This is a genomic window from Xanthobacter sp. DMC12, from assembly GCF_056314105.1.
The window spans coordinates 1,225,423-1,247,176 of the sequence record NZ_JBQUYZ010000001.1 but is presented as its reverse complement, the minus strand read 5'-3'; the positions used below and the strand labels follow the sequence as shown (position 1 = coordinate 1,247,176).

The 21,754-nt window shown below is 68.2% G+C and carries 19 protein-coding genes and 1 tRNA gene; 13 read left to right on the top strand and 7 right to left on the bottom strand.

Annotated elements, in window-relative coordinates:
* Positions 1-250 precede the first annotated feature (250 nt).
* The 5 genes from ACT535_RS05785 (at position 251) to ACT535_RS05765 (ending at position 6,820) form a co-directional block, all read left to right on the top strand.
* Positions 251-3,271: a DNA translocase FtsK gene (locus ACT535_RS05785; RefSeq protein WP_476363637.1), complete on the top strand. Its 3,021-nt coding sequence runs from the start codon at positions 251-253 to the stop codon at positions 3,269-3,271.
* 138 nt (positions 3,272-3,409) lie between these two features.
* Positions 3,410-4,222, top strand: coding sequence for an ABC transporter ATP-binding protein (locus ACT535_RS05780; protein WP_476363636.1), 813 nt, complete (start codon positions 3,410-3,412; stop codon positions 4,220-4,222).
* A gap of 3 nt (positions 4,223-4,225) precedes the next feature.
* Positions 4,226-5,035, top strand: a complete 810-nt coding sequence (locus ACT535_RS05775; protein WP_476363635.1) for an ABC transporter permease — start codon at positions 4,226-4,228, stop codon at positions 5,033-5,035.
* Positions 5,036-5,055: 20 nt separating this feature from the next.
* On the top strand, positions 5,056-6,072 hold the full coding sequence (locus ACT535_RS05770; RefSeq protein WP_476363634.1) for an ABC transporter substrate-binding protein: 1,017 nt from the start codon (positions 5,056-5,058) through the stop codon (positions 6,070-6,072).
* Between the two features lie 541 nt (positions 6,073-6,613).
* A complete protein-coding gene (locus ACT535_RS05765) occupies positions 6,614-6,820 on the top strand; it encodes a cold-shock protein (protein ID WP_168460707.1) in 207 nt (68 codons plus the stop codon).
* 75 nt (positions 6,821-6,895) lie between these two features.
* Here ACT535_RS05765 and ACT535_RS05760 read toward each other — a convergent pair whose 3' ends face one another.
* Both ACT535_RS05760 and ACT535_RS05755 read right to left on the bottom strand, forming a co-directional pair.
* Positions 6,896-7,480, bottom strand: a complete 585-nt coding sequence (locus ACT535_RS05760; protein WP_168460705.1) for a L,D-transpeptidase — start codon at positions 7,478-7,480, stop codon at positions 6,896-6,898.
* A gap of 172 nt (positions 7,481-7,652) precedes the next feature.
* Positions 7,653-8,501 (bottom strand): alpha/beta fold hydrolase, encoded by an 849-nt coding sequence (locus tag ACT535_RS05755; protein WP_476363633.1) that lies wholly within the window; start codon positions 8,499-8,501, stop codon positions 7,653-7,655.
* A gap of 370 nt (positions 8,502-8,871) precedes the next feature.
* On the opposite strand from ACT535_RS05755, the gene ACT535_RS05750 reads away from it, so the two are divergent.
* The 3 genes from ACT535_RS05750 (at position 8,872) to ACT535_RS05740 (ending at position 11,410) form a co-directional block, all read left to right on the top strand.
* The gene (locus tag ACT535_RS05750; protein WP_168460701.1) at positions 8,872-10,185 is read left to right on the top strand and encodes a hypothetical protein; all 1,314 of its coding nucleotides are present in this window, start codon (positions 8,872-8,874) and stop codon (positions 10,183-10,185) included.
* Between the two features lie 340 nt (positions 10,186-10,525).
* The gene (locus tag ACT535_RS05745) at positions 10,526-10,837 is read left to right on the top strand and encodes a con-10 family general stress protein (protein ID WP_476363632.1); all 312 of its coding nucleotides are present in this window, start codon (positions 10,526-10,528) and stop codon (positions 10,835-10,837) included.
* Positions 10,838-10,903: 66 nt separating this feature from the next.
* Positions 10,904-11,410, top strand: a complete 507-nt coding sequence (locus ACT535_RS05740; protein ID WP_168460697.1) for a ferritin-like domain-containing protein — start codon at positions 10,904-10,906, stop codon at positions 11,408-11,410.
* A gap of 242 nt (positions 11,411-11,652) precedes the next feature.
* Here the strand turns inward: ACT535_RS05740 and ACT535_RS05735 are convergent.
* A tRNA-Val gene (locus tag ACT535_RS05735) sits at positions 11,653-11,727 on the bottom strand.
* A 123-nt stretch (positions 11,728-11,850) separates the two neighbouring features.
* Positions 11,851-12,567 (bottom strand): phosphoglycolate phosphatase, encoded by a 717-nt coding sequence (gene gph, locus ACT535_RS05730; RefSeq protein ID WP_476363631.1) that lies wholly within the window; start codon positions 12,565-12,567, stop codon positions 11,851-11,853.
* Positions 12,568-12,829: 262 nt separating this feature from the next.
* On the opposite strand from gph, the gene ACT535_RS05725 reads away from it, so the two are divergent.
* From ACT535_RS05725 to ACT535_RS05715, 3 genes are all read left to right on the top strand, one after another.
* On the top strand, positions 12,830-13,297 hold the full coding sequence (locus ACT535_RS05725) for a hypothetical protein (RefSeq protein WP_168460682.1): 468 nt from the start codon (positions 12,830-12,832) through the stop codon (positions 13,295-13,297).
* 316 nt (positions 13,298-13,613) lie between these two features.
* Positions 13,614-14,321 (top strand): ribose-5-phosphate isomerase RpiA, encoded by a 708-nt coding sequence (gene rpiA / locus ACT535_RS05720; protein ID WP_168460678.1) that lies wholly within the window; start codon positions 13,614-13,616, stop codon positions 14,319-14,321.
* A 24-nt stretch (positions 14,322-14,345) separates the two neighbouring features.
* Positions 14,346-14,906 carry a DUF2059 domain-containing protein gene (locus ACT535_RS05715; RefSeq protein ID WP_168460669.1) on the top strand — a complete coding sequence of 187 codons (561 nt, stop codon included), beginning with the start codon at positions 14,346-14,348 and terminating at the stop codon, positions 14,904-14,906.
* Positions 14,907-15,147: 241 nt separating this feature from the next.
* Here the strand turns inward: ACT535_RS05715 and ACT535_RS05710 are convergent, their stop codons facing one another.
* Positions 15,148-17,250 (bottom strand): glycosyltransferase family 2 protein, encoded by a 2,103-nt coding sequence (locus tag ACT535_RS05710; protein ID WP_476363630.1) that lies wholly within the window; start codon positions 17,248-17,250, stop codon positions 15,148-15,150.
* A 138-nt stretch (positions 17,251-17,388) separates the two neighbouring features.
* Between ACT535_RS05710 and gor the strand changes: the two genes are divergently transcribed.
* Together gor and ACT535_RS05700 are read left to right on the top strand one after the other, a co-directional pair.
* Positions 17,389-18,750: a glutathione-disulfide reductase gene (gene gor / locus ACT535_RS05705; RefSeq protein ID WP_476363629.1), complete on the top strand. Its 1,362-nt coding sequence runs from the start codon at positions 17,389-17,391 to the stop codon at positions 18,748-18,750.
* Between the two features lie 173 nt (positions 18,751-18,923).
* Positions 18,924-19,376: a DUF6790 family protein gene (locus tag ACT535_RS05700; protein ID WP_476363628.1), complete on the top strand. Its 453-nt coding sequence runs from the start codon at positions 18,924-18,926 to the stop codon at positions 19,374-19,376.
* Positions 19,377-19,498: 122 nt separating this feature from the next.
* Here the strand turns inward: ACT535_RS05700 and ACT535_RS05695 are convergent, their stop codons facing one another.
* Complete coding sequence (locus ACT535_RS05695) at positions 19,499-20,722, bottom strand: ABC transporter substrate-binding protein (RefSeq protein ID WP_476363627.1); 1,224 nt, start codon at positions 20,720-20,722, stop codon at positions 19,499-19,501.
* Between the two features lie 180 nt (positions 20,723-20,902).
* A complete protein-coding gene (locus ACT535_RS05690; protein WP_476363626.1) occupies positions 20,903-21,403 on the bottom strand; it encodes a GNAT family N-acetyltransferase in 501 nt (166 codons plus the stop codon).
* Between the last annotated feature and the right edge of the window lie 351 nt (positions 21,404-21,754).

Sequence of the window (21,754 nt, the reverse complement as noted above, 5' to 3'; positions counted from 1 at the left end):
AAATGTTCCTATTTTGTTCTCTTTTAAAAGGACTCCGGCAGGACGGAATGTCAACCGTACGGAGGTCCGGCAGCAGGGATTGCGGGGGCTGGAGCGGGTCCACCGCAGACGGGTGGGGCGGTGCGGGCTTGTCCCCATGATTCACAGATAAGGTATTCAGAAACCGTTATCGCGAGGTGCAAACCTCCCCTTAACGCCCCCCGCCCTAGTGTCCTCGAAACGGCGCCGGTGCTGCGGATTTCGGATTCCCATGTCTTCCTTCAACCGTCCTCCGAGACCTTTTGCGTATCCTTCCTACGCTCCGGACGACTCGTTCGATCCACCGCCGGCCGATTCTGCCGCCGAACGTGGTCTGCCCTCGTTCTACGAGCGGATTCCGGAATACGATCCAGCCATCCACGATGGCGCCTTCGAGGCGGCCGAAACCACCCACAGCTGGATCGACCTGGAGCTGGTCCCGAGCTGGCTGCGGCCGTTCACCCTCGACGCCAACACCCGTTTCACCCGCACTCCGGACCATCTGCTGCGCCCCCGCGAGCCGGGCGCGCCCTCGCTGCCGCCAGTCCTGCCGCAAGTGCCCACCCCGGTCACGACCCAGGGGTCGAGCCGCGGCTGGCACTTCCTGTTCGAGCCCGCGGACGATGCGGTCCAGCCGGTGGCGCAGCAGCCCGTCGCCAAGCTTGCGGATATCCCGACGGAGACCGCCTTCGCCGCGCCCGGCGCGGTGCCGGAAGAGGTGACGGCGGCCCCGGCCGCCCTGCCTCCCGTTGAGGAAGAGGCCGCCATTGCTGTCTGCGCGCCCTCGGCTTCCGATGCCGCGCTTATAGACGCTGCCCCCGGCGAGGAGGTCCCGGCGGAAGCGTCGGAGCCTGCGCTCCTTGAGCCCGGCATCGCGCCGCAGGCCGTGGCTGAGGCGGCTTCGGAGGTCGACACGGCGGACGTCCCCGATCACCTGTGGAGCCTGCTGCGCCTCGTCGTCATCGGCCGCGCCGCCACCCCGCCCGCTCCGGCCGGAGACCAGGATCTGGATCCCGCGCCTGCAGAACTGGCCGACGCGGAAGACGATCCGGTGGAGAGCGAGGACGCAGTGTTGGAGGCGCTGCCCGCCATCGAGGAGGGTGCCGACTTCGACGAAAGCGAGGTGGACGCTGACGAGGACGAGATCTCCGAGCTTGAAGCCTCCGAGGAGGACGAACTCGAGGACGACGCGTTCGAGGACGAAGACACCGATGACAATGAGGTCGCCGAACTGGAGGGCGACACGCACAACGAAGAGGGGGAGGGAGAAGAGATCGCCCTTTCCGAGGATGACGACGAACTGGACGAGGACGACGCGGCGCTTTCCTCCGAGCTGGAGGACGATGAACTCGATGACGACGAATTCGAAGACGATGCCTTCGAGGACACGGACCTGACGGACGAGGAAGACGAGGAGGCCGCCGAACGCGACCAGGACGATTCGGAAGACGCTGCCGTGCTTGAAGACGACGATCAAGACGAGGCCGAAGCCGAGGACGCCCCACTGCCCCTCGCGGCCGGGTCGATCCTGTCGGGCGAAGCGTTCGCGTCCTGGCGACCCTACCAGCAGAGCATCAGCGCCCAGTTCTTCGGTGCCCTCCATTCGGCGGCCATGTCCGCTCCTGCGGCCCCGGCAGCAGCGCTTGTGGTGGATGCCGTCGCCGCCGTTCCTGTGGAAGCTGTTGTTACCCTCCCGCCCGAGCCCGCGCACGCAGCTGCTGAGGTCACGGAAGGACCCTATTTCCTCCCGCCCCTCGATCTCCTGCGCGAGCCGCCGGTGGTGGAGCCGGACTATGAGCTCTCCGAGGAATTCCTCGACCAGTCCTCCACCATGCTTCAGCAGGTGCTGCGCGACTTCGGCGTGCGCGGCGAGGTGATCGACGCCAATCCCGGCCCCGTCGTCACCCTCTACGAGTTCGAGCCGGCACCGGGGGTGAAGTCTTCCCGCGTCATCGGCCTGTCGCCGGACATCGCCCGCTCCATGAGCGCGGTGTCTGCCCGCGTGGCGGTGGTGGAGGGGCGCAACGTCATCGGCATCGAGCTGCCCAACCGGCGGCGCGAGACCGTGTGGCTTCGCGAGCTGCTGGCGAGCCATGAATTCGCCGAGGCCCATCCCAAGCTCGGCCTGTGCCTGGGCAAGACCATCGGCGGCGTGCCGGTGATCGCCGACCTCGCGCGCATGCCGCATCTTCTCGTCGCCGGCACCACCGGCTCGGGCAAGTCGGTCGCCATCAACACCATGATCCTGAGCCTGCTCTACCGGCACACGCCGGAGGCCTGCCGGCTCATCATGATAGACCCCAAGATGCTGGAGCTCTCGGTATACGAGGGCATCCCGCATCTGCTCACCCCCGTCGTCACCGATCCCAAGAAGGCGATCATCGCGCTGAAATGGGCGGTGAAGGAGATGGAGGAGCGCTATCGCAAGATGAGCCGCCTCGCCGTTCGCAACATCGACGGCTACAACGCCCGCGTCCGCGAGGCTTCGGCGAAGGGCGAGATCATCACCCGCAACGTTCAGGTGGGGTTCGATCGCGAGACCGGGGAGGCCCTGTTCGAGGAACAGGAGATGGACCTCACCGCGCTGCCCTACATCGTCGTCATCGTGGACGAGATGGCCGACCTGATGATGGTGGCGGGCAAGGAGATCGAGGGTGCCATCCAACGTCTCGCCCAGATGGCGCGGGCCGCCGGCATCCATCTGGTGATGGCGACGCAGCGCCCCTCAGTCGATGTCATCACCGGCACCATCAAGGCCAATTTCCCCACCCGCATCTCCTTCCAAGTCACCAGCAAGATCGACAGCCGCACCATTCTCGGCGAGATGGGCGCGGAGACGCTGCTGGGGCAGGGCGACATGCTGTTCATGGCCGGTGGTGGACGCATCAGCCGCGTCCACGGCCCGTTCGTCTCGGACGGCGAGGTGGAGAAGGTCGTCGCCTTCCTAAAGGCCCAGGGCGGGCCGGACTATATCGATGAAGTGGTGCTGGACGAGGATGCCGTGGCGGAGGATGACGACGAGGCGGTTTTCGACCGCTCCGGCATCGCCGACGCCGGCGGCGACCTCTACGAGCAGGCGGTGGCCATCGTCATGCGCGACCGCAAGGCCTCCACCTCCTACATCCAGCGCCGCTTGCAGGTGGGCTACAACAAGGCCGCGAGCCTGATGGAGCGCATGGAGAACGAGGGCATCGTCGGCCCGGCCAACCACGCCGGCAAGCGGGAGATCCTGACCTTTTCCCGTCCGGGGTGAGGGCGATCCCCGCCCTTGCCTCCGGCGCGCCCTCGGCTACCTTGTCCCGATGATCCGGGCCAACCGGACGCGCGGTCGGGGCGCGGGATCGGGAGACGTTCAGTGGTGCAACCCTTCAGCGTGGTCCAGGGAGGCCGCATGGCTCAGGCATGCGCGGTCGGGCTGCGCGACATCTCCATCGCCTTTCCCGGCGCCAGCCGTGCGGCTTCACCATTCGTCGCTGTACAGGGCGTCAATCTCGAGGTGGCGGATGGCGAGTTCGTCGCCATCGTCGGCCCTACCGGCTGCGGCAAGTCCACCCTTCTCAACGCGACGGCCGGCCTGCTGAAGCCGGCATCCGGGACGGTGACGATCCACGGGACGCCGCTCTCCGGCCTCAACCGCGCGGCCGGGTATCTTTTCCAGGCCGAGGCCCTGTTTCCGTGGAAGACGGCGCTCGACAACGTGGCCATCGGCCTCGAGGTGGCCGGCACCGAGACGGAGGAAGCGCGCAGCCGCGCCCGCAAGTGGCTGGCCCGCGTGGGCCTTGCCGCTTTCGCGGATCGCTATCCCCACCAATTGTCCGGCGGGCAAAGGAAGCGTGTCGGCCTCGCCCAGGTGCTGATCCGCGACCCCAAGATCTTGCTCATGGACGAGCCGTTTGGCCCGCTCGACGCCCAGACCCGCCAGATCATGGGCAACCTCCTGCTCGACCTGTGGAGCCAGGACCGCAAGGCGGTGATGTTCGTGACCCACGACCTGGAGGAGGCGATTTCGCTGGCAGACCGGGTGGTTATCATGGGTGCGGGGCCGGCCTCGCGCATCATCGGCCAGTGGCGGGTGCCCATTCCCCGCCCGCGTGACATCGACGTGCGGCTGGAGCCCGCCTTCCACCACCTTCACCGCGAGATCTGGGCGGCACTGAAGGACGAGGTGGTGAAGGGTTATCGCCAGTCTGAGGTCGCGAGCTGAACCATGCGCAACCGTTTCACGCTGTTCACTTTGCAGGTGCTGGTGGCGGTGGTGCTGATCGCCATCTGGCATTTCGGCTCCACCGTGAAGGTCTCGATCGCGGCGCTCTCGCCGAAGCCCTTCTACCCGCTCGATCCCTTCTTCTTCTCGACGCCCTTGGCGGTTTTTGAGCGCACTTTCAAGGACTTCTACACTAGGGTGATCTGGTATCACCTCGGCATCACGCTGCTTGAGACCATGCTCGCCTTCGCCATCGGCGCGCTGGGCGGCGTGCTGGTGGGCTTCTGGTTCGCGCGCAAGGCCATGATCGCGGCGGTCTTCGATCCCTACGTGAAAATGGCCAATGCTTTGCCGCGCGTGGTGCTGGCGCCCATCTTCGCCTTGTGGCTGGGGCTCGGCATCTGGTCCAAGGTGGCGCTGGGCGTCACGCTGGTGTTCTTCATCGTTTTCTTCAATGTCTATCAAGGCGTTAAGGAAGTCAGCCCGACGCTGCTCGCCAACGCCCGGATGCTGGGCATGAGCGAGCGCCAGCTGATGCGGAACGTGTTCTGGCCCTCGGCGCTCACCTGGATGTTCTCGTCGCTCCATACCGCCGTTGGCTTTGCACTGGTGGGGGCGGTGGTGGGGGAATATCTCGGTTCGGCAGCGGGGCTGGGCTATCGCATCCACCAGGCGGAGGGGGTGTTCGATGTCACCGGGGTGTTCTCGGGCATGCTGGTGCTCTCCATCTTCGTCATCATCATCGACACGGTGGTGAGCGCCATCGAGAACCGCCTGCTCGTCTGGCGCCCCGCGCCGGCGACGCAGGCGTAACGAAAAACGGGAGGGAAATCATGAGGATGCTCAAGCTCGCGGTGGCCGCGCTCGCGCTCGCCCTGGCCGTGCCGGCCAGCGCCCAGCCGGCGGCGAAGGCAGAGAAGCCGAAGCTCACGCTGGGGGTCGGCGGCAAGCCGCTGCTGTATTATCTCCCGCTGACCATCGCCGAGCGGAAGGGCTTCTTCAAGGAGGAGGGGCTGGATGTCGCCATCAATGATTTCGGCGGCGGAGCCAAGTCTTTGCAAGCGCTTATCGGTGGCTCCATCGATGTGGTGACGGGCGCCTACGAGCACACCATCCGCATGCAGGCCAAGGGCCAGGACATTGTTTCCGTTATCGAATTGGGCCGCTTCCCGGGGATCGTGCTGGTGGCGCGGAAGGATCGGCCGATCAAGTCGGTGAAGGATCTGAAGGGCGCCAAGATCGGCGTGACGGCGCCGGGCTCATCGACGAATTTCTTCGTCAATTTCCTGATGGCGAAAGATGGTCTGAAGCCGGATGACGCCTCCTACGTAGGTGTCGGCGGTGGAGCGTCCGCCGTGGCACAGATGAAGCGGGGCGAGATCGATGCCATGTCCAATCTCGACCCCGTGATTACAAAGCTGGAGGACGACGGAGACGTCATTGTTCTCGCCGACAGCCGTACGGAAGCTGGAAACGACAAGATCTTCGGCGGCGAGAATCCCGCTGCAGTCCTCTACATGAAGCGCGACTTCGTGGAGCAGAATCCGGTCACCACGCAGAAGCTGGTGAACGCATTCTACAAGGCTCTTCAATGGCTTAAGACTGCGACCCCCGAGGATGTGGCGGCGGTGGTGCCGGAGGAATATCTGCTCGGGGACAAGACCTTGTACCTCAACGCGGTCAAGAACTCGCTGCCGATCTATTCGCGCACCGGCCTGATCCCGGAAGCGGGCATGAAGAATGCCCTCAACATGTTGGTGGAGTTCGATTCCGAGCTGAAGGCGGCCAAGATCGACCTGCCCAAAACCTTCGACGGCACCTTCGTGGCGAAGGCTGCGGCGGGCAAGTGATCCGGCGCCGGTTCGGGTGACTTTCACCACGTTGCCGGGCGGTGTTCACCCCCGGTATCGGTGGGGTTCGGCAGAGGTTCGGGGCCAGGTTCGGTGGCGGCGGGCGAAAATCTTCCCCGCCGCCCTTGAACCGCCGTGATTGATCCCTATCTTCCCATCAACCCCAGCCGATGGATGCGGCGCGCTTCGAGCGCAGACGCTTCCGGGAGACGGACGGATGTACTCCGATCCCGATCGAGCAACTCGCAGCTGAGCAGCTCCCATCACGAGCAGTTCGTTTCCGAGCAGATCGCGCCACGGCACGGGGTGTTCGTTCCTCCGCGTTCCATTTTGATGGGATAGCGGAGGGGCGAGCCGAGCGGACAAGTTCGTCGACGGCCTCTTCTTCGTTTCCTTCGGGCCGCGACGCAAAAGCCTTCCCCAAGCACGAACCTGTCCTGAACTGCGTCCCGTTGCGCCGCGACCCTTATCTGTCGCGTGTCGCCGGGACGATCGGCGCCTTTCGGGACACTCCCGGAAAGCGTTTCTACAGGAGGCCTCCATGGCCACGGGTACTGTCAAGTTTTTCAACGCCCAGAAGGGCTTCGGCTTCATCGTGCAGGATGAGGGCGGCCCCGACGTGTTCGTCCACATCTCCGACGTGGAGCGCTCCGGCATGTACGGCCTGAACGACGGCCAGAAGGTCTCGTTCGATGTCGTCCCGGACAACCGCGGCAAGAGCAAGGCTGCGAACCTCGCCGCCCTCTGACGCATCTCGGCGTTGACATGAAAAGGCCCGGTCGTCGCGAGACGGCCGGGCCTTTTTCATGCCGGGTGCGGGAAATCACTTGAGGACGTAGACCGTCGCGCCCACGCGCACGCGGTTGTATAGGTCCACCACGTCGTCATTGGTCATGCGGAAGCAGCCCGACGACACCGCCTGCCCGATGGTCTCCGGCTCGTTGGAGCCGTGGATGCGGTAGAGGCTGGAGCCGAGATACATGGCGCGGGCGCCGAGCGGGTTGTCGATGCCGCCGGGCATGTAGCGCGGCAGATCGGGACGGCGCTTCAGCATCTGGGAGGGGGGCGTCCAGGAGGGCCATTCCTTCTTCGCGCTCACCGTCTTGACGCCGGACCAGCGGAAGCCGTCGCGGCCGACGCCGATGCCGTAGCGGATGGCCTGGCCCCGCGACGTCACGTAATAAAGGCGGCGCTCGGACGTGATGATGACGATGTTGCCCGGGGCATATTTCGGGTCGATGGAGACCATCTGCCGGCCGATGGGCGAGGTGCTGCCCACGACGCCGACATTGCCGCCGCCGAAGAACTTGTTGAAATTGAAGATGTCATAGCGATCGTCGGCCTTGGCCGAGCCCGTCGCCACCAGCGCGGCGATGCCTGCGAAAACAAGCGATTTCAGCTTCATCATGGCTCTGCGTCTCGGATAGACCGGAGCGCGAACGACCATCGAGCACGCCCGGACACGTCGGCAACACCGCTTTGTCGCCACAAAACGGACAAGACTGCAACCGCTTTGTGGCGCGCGGGTTCCCGGCCCACGGGAGTGTGAAGCTTTTCTCCGGTTGTCGCGCGGCCCTGTCCTAATGCCTTGACGCAGCGGCAGCAAAGGCCGCGAGCGTGGCGTTGAAGCGGTCGGCGGCCTCGATGAAGGGGGCGTGACCGACGCCCGCATAGACGTCCAGCCGGGCGCCGGGAATGGTTGCGGCGATATGCTCCGCCATGGCCGGGGCGACCACCTCGTCCAGCGCGCCCTGCGCCACCAGCACCGGCACGTCGAGGCCCTTCAGCAGCGCCTCATAATCCGCCGTGCGGCCGAACAAGGCGGAGCGCACCTCCGGTGGCACCATCATGTTCACCGCCAGCAATTGCTCGAACAGCGGCTGGGGGATGGGGGCGGCGAAACAGCGGCGCAGGAAGGTGCGGGTGGCGGAGATGTTCTCCTCCACGTCCGTGCTGCACATGAGGCGCATCAGCCGGTTGCAGGTGCCGTAGAAGCGCCGCTCATTGGCGGTCACGGCATCCACGAAGACGATGCCGCCGATGCCGGAGGTGCCGTGGACGGCCAGATAATCGCCGATGATGCGCCCGGCATAGGACCAGCCCACCAGAACCGGCCGCTCCAGCCCCCAGCCGCGGATCACCGCATCAAGCTCCCCCGCCCACACCTCGGCAGACTGGTAGGCGGCAGGATCGGCCGGACGGTCGGAGGCGCCATGGCCGCGGAAATCGTAGGTGACGAGCCGGCAGCCGGCCAGCGCCGGGCTCGCCGTCTGCCGGCTCCAGCACAGGCCGGATTGGGAAAAGCCATGGATGAACACCACCGGCGCGCCATCGGCCGGCCCGAAGGCAGCGCTGGCGATGCCGACGCCATCCGGCGTGAGGATGCGGCGAACCGCGCGGTCGGCGGGGGGAGGGGCGGGGGCGTTCATGGTCGGGTTCCGGCTGACGGGTCGAGGGCCGCTTTAGCATCGCCGACGCGCGGGCTTAAGGGGGGACCGTTCGTGCCCCGGACCAGCGACGGCGCAGCCGGAGCGCCGAGCCGGGGTCCAGGGGAAAGGTCGGCGAAGCCGGCAATGCTTCCGATACCCTTTCCGCTTGAGCCGCCTGCGGCGGTCCCTTGCGCTGGGCCCCGGATCAGCGCTCCGGCTGCGCCGTCGCTTGTCCGGGGCGCGAGGGCTAGGCCCCTGCCACTCCCCCACCCCCCATCGCCCGCCTTTGGGGCGCCATGGGGCGGTGCTATAGATCAGCCCGCACAGCACAGCTCGAATCGAAGCCATCATCGCAAAGAGAGGCGACGGAATGCGCACCTCATCCGTGACACGCACCGCCCACCGCCGGACGGTTCTTTCCGCTTTGTCCGCCCTCGCCCTCGTGCCTGCGCTGCTGGCGCCCACGGTGGCCGACGCCGCCACCGAGCGCTTCATGGTGCTGGGGCTGCCCTTCTTCAAGCCGTACCGCGTGGCCATCGCCACGCTCGACGTGGATGGCGCCGGCAAGGTCACCGGCTCGGTCGCGCCGCCGGCCGGCGATGCGCGCCCGCCGCTGCCGGTATCCGGCTCGCTGGCCGGCGGGGCGCTCAAGCTCACCATCGGCCAGGGAGACGAGAGCTATGCCCTCGCCTTCACCGAGAACCAGCGCGGCCTGCACCACATCTATGAGGAGACGGCGGTGATTCCCGGCCTCTCCGCGGTCACGGTGTTCCGCCCCGAGGGCGGCTTCTCCGAGCCGGCGCTGGTGCTCCAGCACGATGAGGACAATTGGTGCGGCCTCGTCACCGGTGGGCTCACCGTGGACCTCAAGGCCGCCGATCTCGGCCGCACGCCGGTGGCGCCCGCCGGCCTCGCCGAGATCGACCTCGTGGTCACGCCCCAGCAGGGCGGCACCGCGAAGGTGAAGATGAAGGATGCCTGGAGCCGCCTGCGCCTCGCCGCCCGCGACGGCGACGACGTGTCCGTGGACGTGGCCGTGCCGCTCGGGGCCGAGGCGAAGATCGCGCAGGAGCTGCGCAAGGTGCCGCTGGTGGCCACCGTCACGCTGCCGTCCCTCTGCGGAGAGATGGCCCTCGCCGTCATTCCGCGCGCCAAGGTGATGGACGCCGGCGCGGTCTCTGAGGCGAAGCTCAAGGCCTATGGCGACACCGTGCTGGCGCGCGTCCTTTCCGGTGCGGCGCCCGAGGGCGGGACCGGCAACCGCAAGTTCAAGATCGCTGGCGCCGTGGTGCCGGGCGAGGCGGGGCCGGCCTACAAGGCCACCGTGTCCGCCGAATCCGAGGCGAGCCGCCTCGCCAAGGGCAATTGGGACCAGTTCACCGTACTGCTCCAGCCGGTGGTGACGCCGGCGGACACGGCCGCCTCGGTGTCGCTGGTGCCCCTCGTCACCGATCTCAAGGTGGCGAAGAAGACCGGCCCGCAGGCGCCGGCCGATGCTGCCTTCAAGCCGGCCGACGATTCGGCGCAGGTGGCCGCCATCGGCCACCGCCTCGTGTCCTACATCGCCGCCGTCGAGGGCACCCGCTGCAGCTTCCTGACCCAGACGGCCTTCGACGAGCCGGACGGCAGCCTCTCCTGCACCAACCTCGCCCTCGACGATGTGAGCCCCGCCGACGACAACTGAGGCCTCGGCTCCGGTTTCGACCGGGGCCGCGCGGGCTTTATATGAGGCGGAACGGGCAGCGGAAGCTGTGCTGATCTGTGCCCCTGCAGGATGCCCGGCCATGTGCCGGGCATTTTTGTTGGCGGCAGGCAGTCAAGCTTGAGAGCGGTAATGTTCAGGTCAAGATATCGATGACGGTCCTGCTCGTGGCGCCGGAAACATTACTTAGAGGAGCGTGCTGAACCAGCGCTCAAGCTGCATATTTCGGCCACGATTGCTTCGGTTTTGTAATGCTGTCTGCCGGAACCATCCTCCCTGCCTCCCGTTCTCTGACCGGGGGCACAAGAGAGGATACCAACCGATGAACAATCGTCAGCAGGGCGGATCCGGAAACTTCGAAAACGATCGCGAGCGCGCCTCCGAGGCCGGCCGCAAGGGCGGCGAGCAGAGCGCCCAGAACCGCCAGCAGGGCGGTCAGGGCGGCGACAACCGCCAGCAGAGCCAGCAGGACCATGGCGGCCAGCGGGGCGGCTCGGGCAACTTCGCCCAGGACCGCGAGCGCGCCTCCGAGGCCGGCCGCAAGGGCGGCGAGAGCGTGCCGGACGAGAAGCGCTCCTTCTCCAAGGACCAGGACCTCGCCTCCGAAGCCGGCCGCAAGGGCGGCCAGCGCTGAGGCTGAAACGGGGCGCGGCCTGAAGGGTCGCGCCCCTTCTCCATTCCAATTTCCGGGAGGTGCCAGATGGGCTTTTTCTCCAAGGACATCCAATCTATGGACGACCTGTTCGTCCACACGCTGCGCGACATCTATTATGCCGAGAAGCGCATCCTGAAAGCGCTGCCGACCATGATCGAGAAAGCGCAGAATTCTACCCTCCGCCAGGCCTTCCAGACCCATCTCGGCGAGACCGAGGGGCATGTGAAGCGGGTGGAGGAAGTGTTCCGCATGCACGGCGTCGAGGCCAGCACGGTGAAGTGCCCGGCCATCGACGGCATCATCGAGGAAGCGGAGGACGTCGCCTCCGAGGTTGCCGATCCCGAGGTGCTGGATGCGGCGCTCGCTGCCGCCGCGCAGGCGGTGGAGCATTACGAGATCACCCGCTACGGCACCCTCATCGCCTGGGCCAAGCAGCTCGGCCGCAGCGACTGCGCCTCCGTGCTCCAGCGCAACCTGGACGAGGAGAAGGCCGCCGACGCCAAGCTCACCGGCCTCGCCGAGGCGAAGCTGAACATGCGCGCGGCGGAGTAGCGCCGGCCCATCCCCCGCACAAAACCCCGCCGACCCTCCGGCGGGGTTTTTTATTGGCCGGATCAGGCGGATGCGATTGCCCAAGGGGGGCCAGCGCCTGCTGGGTGGGCTATGGCGGCAAGGAAGTGGCCGCGAAGAATTACGAGTGCGCTTGTCAGTGAGCAGGGGCCGGCGCTGCGCTGATTGCGCGGTGCTGTGTCTGCCTGAGATGCGGTGTTCTTGAGGATGTCGCCGGCGCGGAATGGTGGGCGATGCAGGGATTGAACCTGCGACCCCTCCCGTGTGAAGGGAGTGCTCTCCCGCTGAGCTAATCGCCCGCGCCATTGCGAGGAGGGCCGTTTAGAGCCGCAGGGCCTCCCCTGTCAAGGGCGGACGCGACGAGGGCCGCGCCTGCCTGTGGATCATTTCGGCGGCGAGGCCGCCCCGGCCCGAGGCTCGACCTAGGCGGAAGCGTTGGCCAGCAAGGCGTCCACCGCTTCTTCCAGCTGGTCGAAATGGTGGATCAGCCGGTCGGCACCCAGCTCGCCGGGGGGCGTCTCGGTATAGCCGAAGGAGACGGCCACCACCGGCACGCCGGTGGCGCGGGCGGTGAGCACGTCGGTGATGCTGTCGCCCACCATGATGGAGCGGGCCACGTCCGCCCCCGCCGCCGAGATGGTGGAGATGAGCGGCAGCGGATCGGGCTTGGAGCGGGGATAGGTGTCGGCACCGGTGATGACGGCGAAGCGCGGCGTCAGCTCCAGCGCATCGAGCAGCAGCCGGGCGAGGTGCTCCAGCTTGTTGGTGCACACCGCCAGCGCCACGCCCTTCGCCTCCAGCCGGTCCAGCGCCTCCAGAAGGCCCGGGAAGGGGCGGGAGCCCACAGCGATGTTCTCGGCATAATGGGCGATGAAGCGCTGCGTCATGGCGGCGATCTCGTCGTCCGGCAGGTCGACGCCCTCGCTCTTCAGCGCCCGCACGATGAGAAGGCGCGCCCCGCCGCCGATCATGTTGCGCGCCTCGGCGCGGTCCACGGGCGGGATCTTGTGGGCGGAGAGCACGAGGTCGAGGGCGTCGAGCAGGTCGGGCGCGGTGTCCACCAGCGTCCCGTCGAGATCGAACGCGACGAGCGGGCGGGAAACCGGGGGGCGGGCGTCTGGCTGTGTGAGCTGGGTCATCGGGCGCGGTCCTTCCGGAAGCGGTATCGGGGCAGGCGATATCCGCGGGTTCTGGTTCGGCTGCCCCTTCCGGTGCGCTCGCGCCGGCAGCGGGGAAAGGGTCAGCCGGAGGATATCCTCGCCTTCTGCCTTAAATCCTGCCGCTTTTTCGCGCCAGCGTCGCGGGGATTCGAGGGCTGCGGCCCCGGCGCGCAGTTCACGGCTGCGCCCGAGCTCGCGGTCTGTCGGCCAAGGCCGACGGCGGAACAGTCAGGAGGCATGAATGCGGACCACTCCCCTTCGCACGCTGCGCGCGGCGCGCCGCAACCCGGCGGTGCTGCTCGCGGTGGCCGTCGCAGCCGCGGGTCTCGGCGGGATCGGAGCCGTCGCCGCCCAGCCGGCGGCCGCGCCGGGGGCGAGCGGACCCGGATTCGAGTTCGCCGCGCCGCCCTCCGCCCAGGCCAACCGCGTCTATGGCATCAACCGCCAGACCGGCGAGATGAACGTCTGCCAGTTCGAGCGGCCCAACGCGGCCGGCGTGGGCGTCACCTTCTGCTTCGCCCAGGGCGAGGGCGCGGGGCCGCAGAAGGCCGGCAATTACGCGCTGATGCCCACCCATTACGAAGGGGAAACCGGCATCTTCCGCGTCAATCGCGACACGGGCGAGATGAGCATCTGCTACGTGCGCGAAACCGCGCGCGCCGCGGGCGGCACGGATTCAAGCCTCGTCTGCACCCCGGCGGCGCGCTAGAGCACGCGCCGATCTGATTGCATCGCAATCAGATCGGATCACGCGTTCTCTTTCTTAAAGTGAGAGGGCGATTCACCGATCAAGTTGAAACAACTTGATCGGATCGCGCTCTAGGGCGCGGCTCACCCGGTGAAGCGTCCTCTCCCCATACGGGAAGGCGCTGAGGCGTCGCGCCGGCTTGTCGGCGGCTCCGATCGGGGCTAGAGCCGGAACATGGCGGTGCGAGCCGTTCCGCCAGAAAAGAAGCGCCGCTGCGGAAGGGCCCAGCCGGGCCGGCGCGCGGCGACGTTTCACGGACATCGAGGCAGGAAACAAAATGGTCCACGCCGAAGACCTGAAGCGCCGCGCCGCCGCCCATGCCCTCACCTATGTCACCGACGGCATGCGCCTCGGCCTCGGCACCGGCTCCACGGCCCGGCATTTCGTCGAGCTTCTGGCCGAGAAGGTCCATGGCGGCCTCAATGTGCTGGGCGTGCCCACCTCCGAGCAGACTTTAGCCCAGGCGGTGTCCCTCGGCGTGCCGATCGCCACGCTGGACGAGGCCGGCCCGCTCGACCTGTGCATCGACGGCGCGGACGAGATCGGCCCCGGCCTCGCCCTCATCAAGGGCGGCGGCGGCGCGCTGCTGCGCGAGAAGATCGTCGCCAGCGCCGCGCGCGAAATGATCGTCATCGCCGATGCCACCAAGAAGGTGGACGTGCTCGGCCGCTTCCCGCTGCCCATCGAGGTGGTGGATTTCGGCGTTGCCGCCATCACCCGCCAGGTGGTGGAGGCGATCCGCAGCGCCGGCTGCGCCGGCGAGATCACCGTGCGCCGCGATGGCGACGGTCATCCTTTCGTCACCGATCAGGGGCACCTGATCCTCGACGCCCATCTCGGCCGCATCCCCGACCCCGCCGCGCTGGCCGCAGCGGTGGCGCAGGTGGCCGGTGTCGTCGAGCACGGCCTGTTCATCGGCCTCGCCCGGCGCGCCGTGCTCGCGGGCAAGGACGGCATCACCGAGCTGGAGCCCGGCAGCTTCTAGCTTTTCCCATTTCCGGAGACTTCCATGCGTCACCCTCTTTCCGGCCGCCTTGTCCGGCAGCTGTTTCTCGCTGCAGCCCTGTCGGTTCCGGCCGCCGCGCTTCTCGCGCCGGTGGCCGAGGCCCAGACCCGTCCGGTTCCCCCCGCCGCCGCCCCGGCCGCCAAGCCGTCGCCCGCGCTGCTCCAGCTCGCCCGCGATCTGGTGGCCGCCAATGGCGAGGCCCGCGCCTTCGACGGCGTGATCCCCAACATCGTGGACGGCGCGGCGCTGTCCTTCCTCCAGACCAACCCCGACCTCGCCAAGCAGCTCCGCGAAGTGGCGGTGCTGGTGCGGCCGGAGTTCGAGAAGCGTCAGGCCGAGGTCCTCGACATCCTCGCCAATTCCTACGCCACCCGCTTCACCGAGGCCGAGCTGAAGGAGGCCATCGCCTTCTTCCGCAGCCCCACCGGCATCAAGCTGGTGCAGGACCGTCCGGTGATCGTGCAGGAAGCGGTGCAGGGCATCCAGGCCTGGGGCGCGCAGATCAACGCCCAGGCCGTGGAGCGCGTCCGCGCCGAGATGAAGAAGCGCGGCGTCGATCTCTGATCGCGCGGACGGGTTTGCTAATACGAGAAAGGCCGGTCCCGCTGGGGCCGGCCTTTTTCTTTTCCCGCACAGTCCTGTTTCCTGCGCTGTCATGCCCCGGCTCGTCCGGGGCATCCACACTGCCGCTGGAGCGATGTGCGATAACGCAAAGCCGGCCCGGCCACCCCGTGGATCCCCCGGACAAGCCTGGGGATGACGGCCCGCTCTGCGGTCACTCGCTCCCGGCCTTTCGCCGCAGCCCCTACATCCCGCCCGTGCGCGGCGCGCGCGGGCCTTCCGGTGCCTCGGCCTGGGCGGCGAACAGGCTCTTGCGGTCGAGGTTCGGGCTGTAGTGGGGGTCCACCAGCGTGGAGGTGTGCCAGATGGCCTCCATGCGCGCCCGCTGCGCCTTCAGCCGCGCCCGGTGCTCGCGCGAGCGCTTCTTGCCGCGGGAGGCGGATTCGTAGTGGAGCAGCATGGCGAAGGGCGTCCACGCCACCTCAAAGCCCGCCCGCCGCGCGCGCAGGCACAAATCGATGTCGTTGCAATCCTCGGCGAAGCGCACGGCGTCCAGCGGGCCGATGGCGTCCCACACGTCGCGGCGGATGAGCAGGCAGGCGGCGGTGACGGCGGAGAGGTTCTGCCGCACCAGAAGGCGGTCCTCATAGCCCGGCGCATCGGCGGCGCTGTGGGCGAACCAGTGGTCCGCATAACGGAACAGCCCGGCGATGACGCCCGCATGCTGGATGGTGCGGTCGGGAAACAGCAGCTTCGCGCCCACGACGCCCGCGCCGGGCAGCGAGGCGAGGGCGACCATCTCTTCCAGCCAGCCCGCCTCGATCACCTCCACGTCGTTGTTGAGGAGGAGGATCATCTCGCCCCGAGCCGCATCGACGCCGAGGTTGCAGATGCGGGGGAAGTTGAAGTCGCCGTCGTCCCGCACCACCTGCGTCGCCGACCACAGGGCCTTGATCTCGTCGAACAGAGCGAAGGTCGCCGGCTCCACCGAGCCGTTGTCCACGATGATGATCTCGAACGTCCGGTACGCCGTGCGCGCGATGAGCGAGCGCAGCGCCACGGCGAGCAGCGCCGCACGGTCGCGGGTGGGCACGACGATGGAGATGAGGGGAGCCGGCGCAGGCGTGGGATAGAGCGGGCGCAGATGGCGGCCGATGGTCTCGACCTCCACACCGCGCAGCCGCGCAAGGGCATCGGCGGCCGCTGTGATCTCCTCCGGCGCGAAGCCCGGCGGATGGCCTTTCAGCCCCACCGCCACGCGCGGCACATGGCGAATGCTGCTTTCGGGCAGGACCGAAGCGTGGCGCAGCAGCAGGTCGAACACGGCGGCTGGCCCGGCGGCGGGATCGAGGCCGAGGCGCAGGGCGTCGGCGCGGGGCAGGGCGGCGAAGCGTCGAAGATAGCCCGAGGACTCCAGCAGGTGCCGGTTGAATGCGGGGTGATAGACGCCATGGAGCGGCGCGCCGTCGTCGTCCAGCCGCTCCTCGTCGGCATAGGCGAGGGCGCAGTCGGGGTACTTCGCGAAGGCATCCCGGATGAGCGCAACCGCATCGCGCGTGGGCTGCGCTGCGGCGTCGAGAAACAGCACCAGCCCGCCTTCGGCGGCATTGAGCGCGCCGGCGAGGCGCTGGGCGGAGCCGCCCTCCGCCGTCACCACCCGCGCGGCGGTGGCAGCCTTGGCGAGCGCAGGCGGCGCGTCCGGCGGGACGGCGACAACCCACTCGAAACTCCGGTCGGTCTGGGCTGCGAGCGCGGCGGCGCAGGCGGCAAGATCGCTCGCGCCGGCGCCGCCGCCATCGGTGAGCAGGCTCAGCCGGGGCGCGGCACCGGGCGCGGGCACCTCGGCGAAATCGCCAACGAAGCGGGCGCGGAAGGCGCGATAGCGCGCCGCCTCGGCCCGGCGGCGGGCCGGCGAAGCGGAGACAAGGGCATGGAGTGCGCCGCGCAGGGTGCGGGCGGCAGCCCCCGCCGCCTTCCATCGGCGCGGCAGGCCCAGATTTTCAAAGCGGCCATTGGCGAAAGCGTGCAGCTTCAGCGCCACCTTGTGGACCGGATAATAGCCGAGCCGGAGCCCGGGCGGCGCCCCCGCAACCTCGATCCGCGTCGCCCCGGCCGGCACCAGCGCCACCGTGGGCACGCCGGGCAGCAGGGTCTCGCCCGCCATCGCACCTGTGTCGGTGGCGAAGGTGAAGGGCAGGTGCCCATCCGCCCCCTCGCCCGCCAGCACGATGGCGAGGGCCCCACGCCGGGCGCGCAGCCGCAGCACGGCGGGCAAGGCGAAGCCCGCGCGGCCCGCCGCGGCGGGTGTACGCTTCAGCCAGAGCGGAGGAATTTCGGTTTCGTGCATGGCGTCCGTATTCAATGCCGCGTTGAAGCACCTATGTGCAGAGGCGGCAAGCGGCCACCCCACGCCGACTTTGCTTGACGCCCCGGCGCGGCTCCTTCAAGCCACGGCCACGCATCGGGATCTGGCGGGAGCCATTACATGACACAGCGCGAGGTGGACCTGTTCGTGATCGGCGGCGGCTCGGGGGGCGTGCGCGCCGGCCGCATCGCCGCCCAGCATGGCGCAAAGGTGATGATGGCGGAGGAATACCGCATGGGCGGCACCTGCGTCATCCGTGGCTGCGTGCCCAAGAAGCTGTTCGTCTATGCCGGCCGCTATGCCCACGACATCGACGACATGGCCGGCTTCGGCTGGCGGGTGAGCGCGCCCGAGTTCGACTGGCTGACCCTCGTCGCCAACAAGGACAAGGAAATCGCCCGGCTCGAAGGCATCTACAAGCGCAATGCCGAGGCCGCCGGGGTGGAGATCGTCGCCTCCCGCGCGGTGGTGGCGGGGCCGAACCTCGTGCGCATCCTCGCCACCGGCGAGGAGGTGGCCGCCCGCCACATCCTGCTCGCCACCGGCGCCCATCCCGCGCTGGGGCCGCAGATTCCCGGCTGCGATCTCGCCATCACCTCCAACGAGGCGTTCAACCTCAGGAGCTTTCCCGACCGCATCCTGATCCAGGGCGCGGGCTATATCGCGGTGGAGTTCGCCGGCCTGTTCCGGTCGCTGGGGGCCGAGGTGACGCTGGTCTATCGCGGCGACAAGGTGCTGCGCGGCTTCGACATGGAGGTGCGCGAGCATCTGGAGATGGAGATGACCCGCGCCGGCATCAAGCTCGTCAGCGGCAAGACGCTCGCCTCCATCGAGGCCGTCTCCGGCGGCAAGCGCGTGGTGCTCTCCGACGGCGCGGAGCTGGAGGTGGACGAGGTGATGCTCGCCATCGGCCGCATTCCCAGCACCCGCAATCTGGGGCTCGAGGCGGTGGGCGTGGCGCTCGACCCGCTGGGTGCGGTGATCGTGGACGCGCAGGGCCGGACGAACGTGCCCTCCATCTATGCGGTGGGCGACATCACCAACCGCATCAATCTCACCCCCGTCGCCATCCGCGAGGGCCATGCCTTCGCCGATACGGTGTTCGGCAACAAGCCGTGGACGGTGGACCATTCGCTGGTGGCCACCGCCGTCTTCTCCGAGCCGGAGATCGGCACCGTGGGCTGCACGGAAGAGGCGGCGCGGGCCGCCGGCCGGCCGGTGGACATCTACAAGACCAGCTTCCGTCCGCTGAAGGCGACCCTCTCGGGCCGCGAGACGCGCGATTTCATGAAGCTGGTGGTGGACGCGGAAACCGACCAGGTGCTCGGCGTCCACATCATGGGCGATGCGGCCTCCGAGATGATCCAGCTTGCCGCCGTGGCGCTGGGGCTGAAGGCGACCAAGGCCGATTTCGACCGCACCATCGCCGTGCATCCCACCGCCGCCGAAGAGCTGGTGACGCTGCGCACGAAGGCGTCGTGAGGGGCGCACCCGCCATGAGGCGGGGTGTGCGGGCTTCACGCATGGCGGGCGGCCTGTGTCCTGTCGCTGCGGGGCTCGATTGAAGGAGGACGGCGGGCTTCGGCGCGCCGATCCTGGTCCTAAGATGTTGTCGGGAGCGCCACGGACGCCGTAGCCCAGAGGGACTTCACCCCATGTATCTCGCCGCCATCCTCGTGCTGATGCTGATCGCCCCGCTCGCCAGCGTGCTGATCGAGGCGCTGGTGGCGGGCGGGCCGGTGGCGGCGCTGGTGCTGAAGTGGTTCGTGGTCTGGGGCGTCGGCGCGCGGCTGGGTCTGGCGGGCGTGAAGCAGGTGACGCAGCCGGCCTTTACCGCGCAGACCATTTTCGAGATCGCCGATCCCAAGGCGCAGGTGATCGTGCAGGAGCTGGGCTTCGCCAACCTCGCCTTTGGCCTCCTCGGCCTCCTGTCCCTCGCCTTCCCGACCTTCCTCGTGCCGGCGGCGGTGGGCGGCGGGCTGTTTTATTTCCTCGCCGGCGTGAAGCATGCGCTGCGGCCGGAGAAGAACCGCACCGAGACCATCGCCATGGTCTCCGACCTCGCCATGGCCGCGGTGCTCGCGGTGGCGGTCGCCTTAGCGCGGTGAGGGCGAACCCGTTGCAACAGTTCCGGCGAAAGACCGTCTGAACTGTTGATGAGTCTGATATCAAACAAAAAAAAGCCGGCGCCGCCCTCGTGAGGCGGCGCCGGCCCTTTGAGCGTTGCGGCTTACTTCACCAGCGGGCAGCCACCGTCCTTGAGGGGGCGGAAGGCCTCGTTGGCGGGGATGGTGGAGACCACCTCGAACAGGTCCCACTCGCCCTTGCTGTCGGCGGGCTTCTTCACCTTCAGGAGGTACATGGGGTGGATGGCGCGGCCGTCGATGCGGATCTCGCCCTTGCCGAACAGCGGGTCATTGATCGGCGTGGCGCGCATCTGCTCCATCACCTTGGGCGCGTCCTTGGTCTTGGCGTCCTTGATGGCGTTCAGATAGTGCATGGCGCTGGAATAGACGCCGGCCTGGGCGCTGGTGGGCATCTTGCCGTTGAACTTGGCCCCGAAGCGCTTGGAGAAGGCGCGGGTGTCGTCGTTCAGGTCCCAGTAGAAGGCGTCGGTGAGCACGAGGCCCTGCGCCGCCTGCAGCCCCAGCGCCTTCACGTCGGACGAGAAGATCAGCAGGCCGGCGAGCTGCTGGCCGCCCTGGGTGATGCCGAACTCGGACGCCTGCTTCACCGCGGTGATGAGGTCGTTGCCGGCATTGGCGAGGCCGATGACCTTGGCGCCGGAGGACTGCGCCTGCAGCAGGAAGGAGGAGAAGTCGGTGTTGGAGAGCGGGTGCTTCACGCTGCCCGCCACCTTGCCGCCGGCCGCCTTCACCGCCGCCGAGGCGTCGCGCTCCAGCGCCGCGCCGAAGGCGTAGTCGGCGGTGATGAAGAACCACGGCGAGCCGCCCTGCTTGGTGAGGGCCGATCCGGTGCCGTTGGCCAGCGCCCAGGTGTCGTAGGTCCAGTGGACCGTGTTGGGCGAGCACTTGGCGCCGGTCAGGTCGGACGTGCCGCCGCCCGAGACGAGGAAGATCTTGTTCTTCTCCTTGGTGATGTCGCTCACCGCCAGCGCCACCGAGGAGGTGGTGACGTCCATAACGGCGTCCACATTCTCCTGGTCGTACCACTTGCGGGCGATGGAGGCGCCCACGTCCGGCTTGTTCTGGTGGTCGGCGCCCACGACCTCGACCTTGAAGCCCTTGTTCTTGGCCATGAAGTCCTCGGCCGCCATCTGCGCCGCGACCACCGAGCCGGGCCCGGAAATGTCGGCGTAGACGCCGGACATGTCGTTGAGCACGCCGAGCTTCACCGTGGTGTCTTCGGCCCGGGCCGCGCCCGCCAGAAGCGCGCCGATCGCCGCCGCCGCCAACAGGGCGCGCGAGTGCCGCATGATCCCAGACGTCATCATCCTTCCTCCCTCTTCATCGCGGATGCGGTGCGCGGGAACGCCTTTGGCGGCACCGTGGCGGCGCCGTCCTCCCCGGTTCGTCAGCGCATTGCTGAACCGTTTCGCATCTCGATACCACGCTAACGGAGCGCGAGCCGGCCCGCCAGTTGTGCCTTAGACCAAGGGCGTAACCGTCGCGTGTCAGCGGCTGCCGCTCACCATGCCGGAGACGCCGGCAAAGGCGCCGTCAACCAGCTCGGCGACGAGGAGGCGGCCGGGGTCCACCGGGCCGGGCAGCGTCACCTGCCCGAAGGGCACGCGGCGGAAGCCGAAGCGGGCGTAATAGGGCTCGTCCCCCACCAGAACGACAAGCCGGTGGCCCTGCTGCCGCGCCACGTCGAGGGCGTGCTCCATCAGCCGCGCGCCGATGCCCACCGACTGGAACGGCGGCTCGACAGTGAGCGGGCCGAGGAGGAGCGCGGGCGTGGTGCCGATGGCGATCCGCGTGAGCCGCACCGATCCCACCAGCATGGTGCCGACCCGCGCGGTGAAGGAAAGGGCGCGCTCGTGCCCCGTCTGCTCCCGGATGCGGAAGGCGGTGCGGGCGAACCGGCCGGGGCCGAAGGTGCGCTCGTGCAGCCGGTCGATGGCCGCATCATCGGCCGCCGTCTCGACGGCGATGGTCAGGGGAAGCTCGGTCATGGGGGAAACTCGCAGGGCAGGGCAGATGGCCCGCAAGTTCGGCGGGCCGGCTTCAGGCAGGCGTGACGGCGCGTGCGCGGAGGCGCACGGTGTCCTGTCGTCGTCGCTGAAGCCGAAGGCCCATAAGTCCCTCACGAGAAAGGCGGGCGGATAGCATGGCCCGCGCGGAAGGTCCAGCCGGGGGCTGAGAGTCAGTGCCGCCGCAGGGTCTCCCCTCTCCCCTCGAAGTCGGCTGTTGCCGACTTCGACCTTTGCGAGCCCAACTCGGCAACAGCCGAGTTGGGGCGGGAGAGGGGTTGGGGGTGAGGGGGAGGCCCCTCAACTGGTCCCGGTGCTGGTTCTGGTGGCCCG

Excerpts from the sequence above, each read along its gene's own strand:
- ACT535_RS05740 (WP_168460697.1), top strand. The coding sequence starts at position 10,904 with ATGGGCTTTTTCTCCAAGGACATCCAATCTATGGACGACCTGTTCGTC.
- ACT535_RS05770 (WP_476363634.1), top strand. The coding sequence starts at position 5,056 with ATGAGGATGCTCAAGCTCGCGGTGGCCGCGCTCGCGCTCGCCCTGGCC.
- ACT535_RS05710 (WP_476363630.1), bottom strand. The coding sequence starts at position 17,250 with ATGCACGAAACCGAAATTCCTCCGCTCTGGCTGAAGCGTACACCCGCC.
- ACT535_RS05785 (WP_476363637.1), top strand. The coding sequence starts at position 251 with ATGTCTTCCTTCAACCGTCCTCCGAGACCTTTTGCGTATCCTTCCTAC.
- ACT535_RS05745 (WP_476363632.1), top strand. The coding sequence starts at position 10,526 with ATGAACAATCGTCAGCAGGGCGGATCCGGAAACTTCGAAAACGATCGC.
- gph (WP_476363631.1), bottom strand. The coding sequence starts at position 12,567 with ATGACCCAGCTCACACAGCCAGACGCCCGCCCCCCGGTTTCCCGCCCG.
- ACT535_RS05695 (WP_476363627.1), bottom strand. The coding sequence starts at position 20,722 with ATGATGACGTCTGGGATCATGCGGCACTCGCGCGCCCTGTTGGCGGCG.
- ACT535_RS05755 (WP_476363633.1), bottom strand. The coding sequence starts at position 8,501 with ATGAACGCCCCCGCCCCTCCCCCCGCCGACCGCGCGGTTCGCCGCATC.
- ACT535_RS05690 (WP_476363626.1), bottom strand. The coding sequence starts at position 21,403 with ATGACCGAGCTTCCCCTGACCATCGCCGTCGAGACGGCGGCCGATGAT.
- ACT535_RS05775 (WP_476363635.1), top strand. The coding sequence starts at position 4,226 with ATGCGCAACCGTTTCACGCTGTTCACTTTGCAGGTGCTGGTGGCGGTG.
- ACT535_RS05750 (WP_168460701.1), top strand. The coding sequence starts at position 8,872 with ATGCGCACCTCATCCGTGACACGCACCGCCCACCGCCGGACGGTTCTT.
- rpiA (WP_168460678.1), top strand. The coding sequence starts at position 13,614 with ATGGTCCACGCCGAAGACCTGAAGCGCCGCGCCGCCGCCCATGCCCTC.
- ACT535_RS05780 (WP_476363636.1), top strand. The coding sequence starts at position 3,410 with ATGGCTCAGGCATGCGCGGTCGGGCTGCGCGACATCTCCATCGCCTTT.
- ACT535_RS05760 (WP_168460705.1), bottom strand. The coding sequence starts at position 7,480 with ATGATGAAGCTGAAATCGCTTGTTTTCGCAGGCATCGCCGCGCTGGTG.
- ACT535_RS05700 (WP_476363628.1), top strand. The coding sequence starts at position 18,924 with ATGTATCTCGCCGCCATCCTCGTGCTGATGCTGATCGCCCCGCTCGCC.
- ACT535_RS05725 (WP_168460682.1), top strand. The coding sequence starts at position 12,830 with ATGCGGACCACTCCCCTTCGCACGCTGCGCGCGGCGCGCCGCAACCCG.
- ACT535_RS05765 (WP_168460707.1), top strand. The coding sequence starts at position 6,614 with ATGGCCACGGGTACTGTCAAGTTTTTCAACGCCCAGAAGGGCTTCGGC.
- gor (WP_476363629.1), top strand. The coding sequence starts at position 17,389 with ATGACACAGCGCGAGGTGGACCTGTTCGTGATCGGCGGCGGCTCGGGG.
- ACT535_RS05715 (WP_168460669.1), top strand. The coding sequence starts at position 14,346 with ATGCGTCACCCTCTTTCCGGCCGCCTTGTCCGGCAGCTGTTTCTCGCT.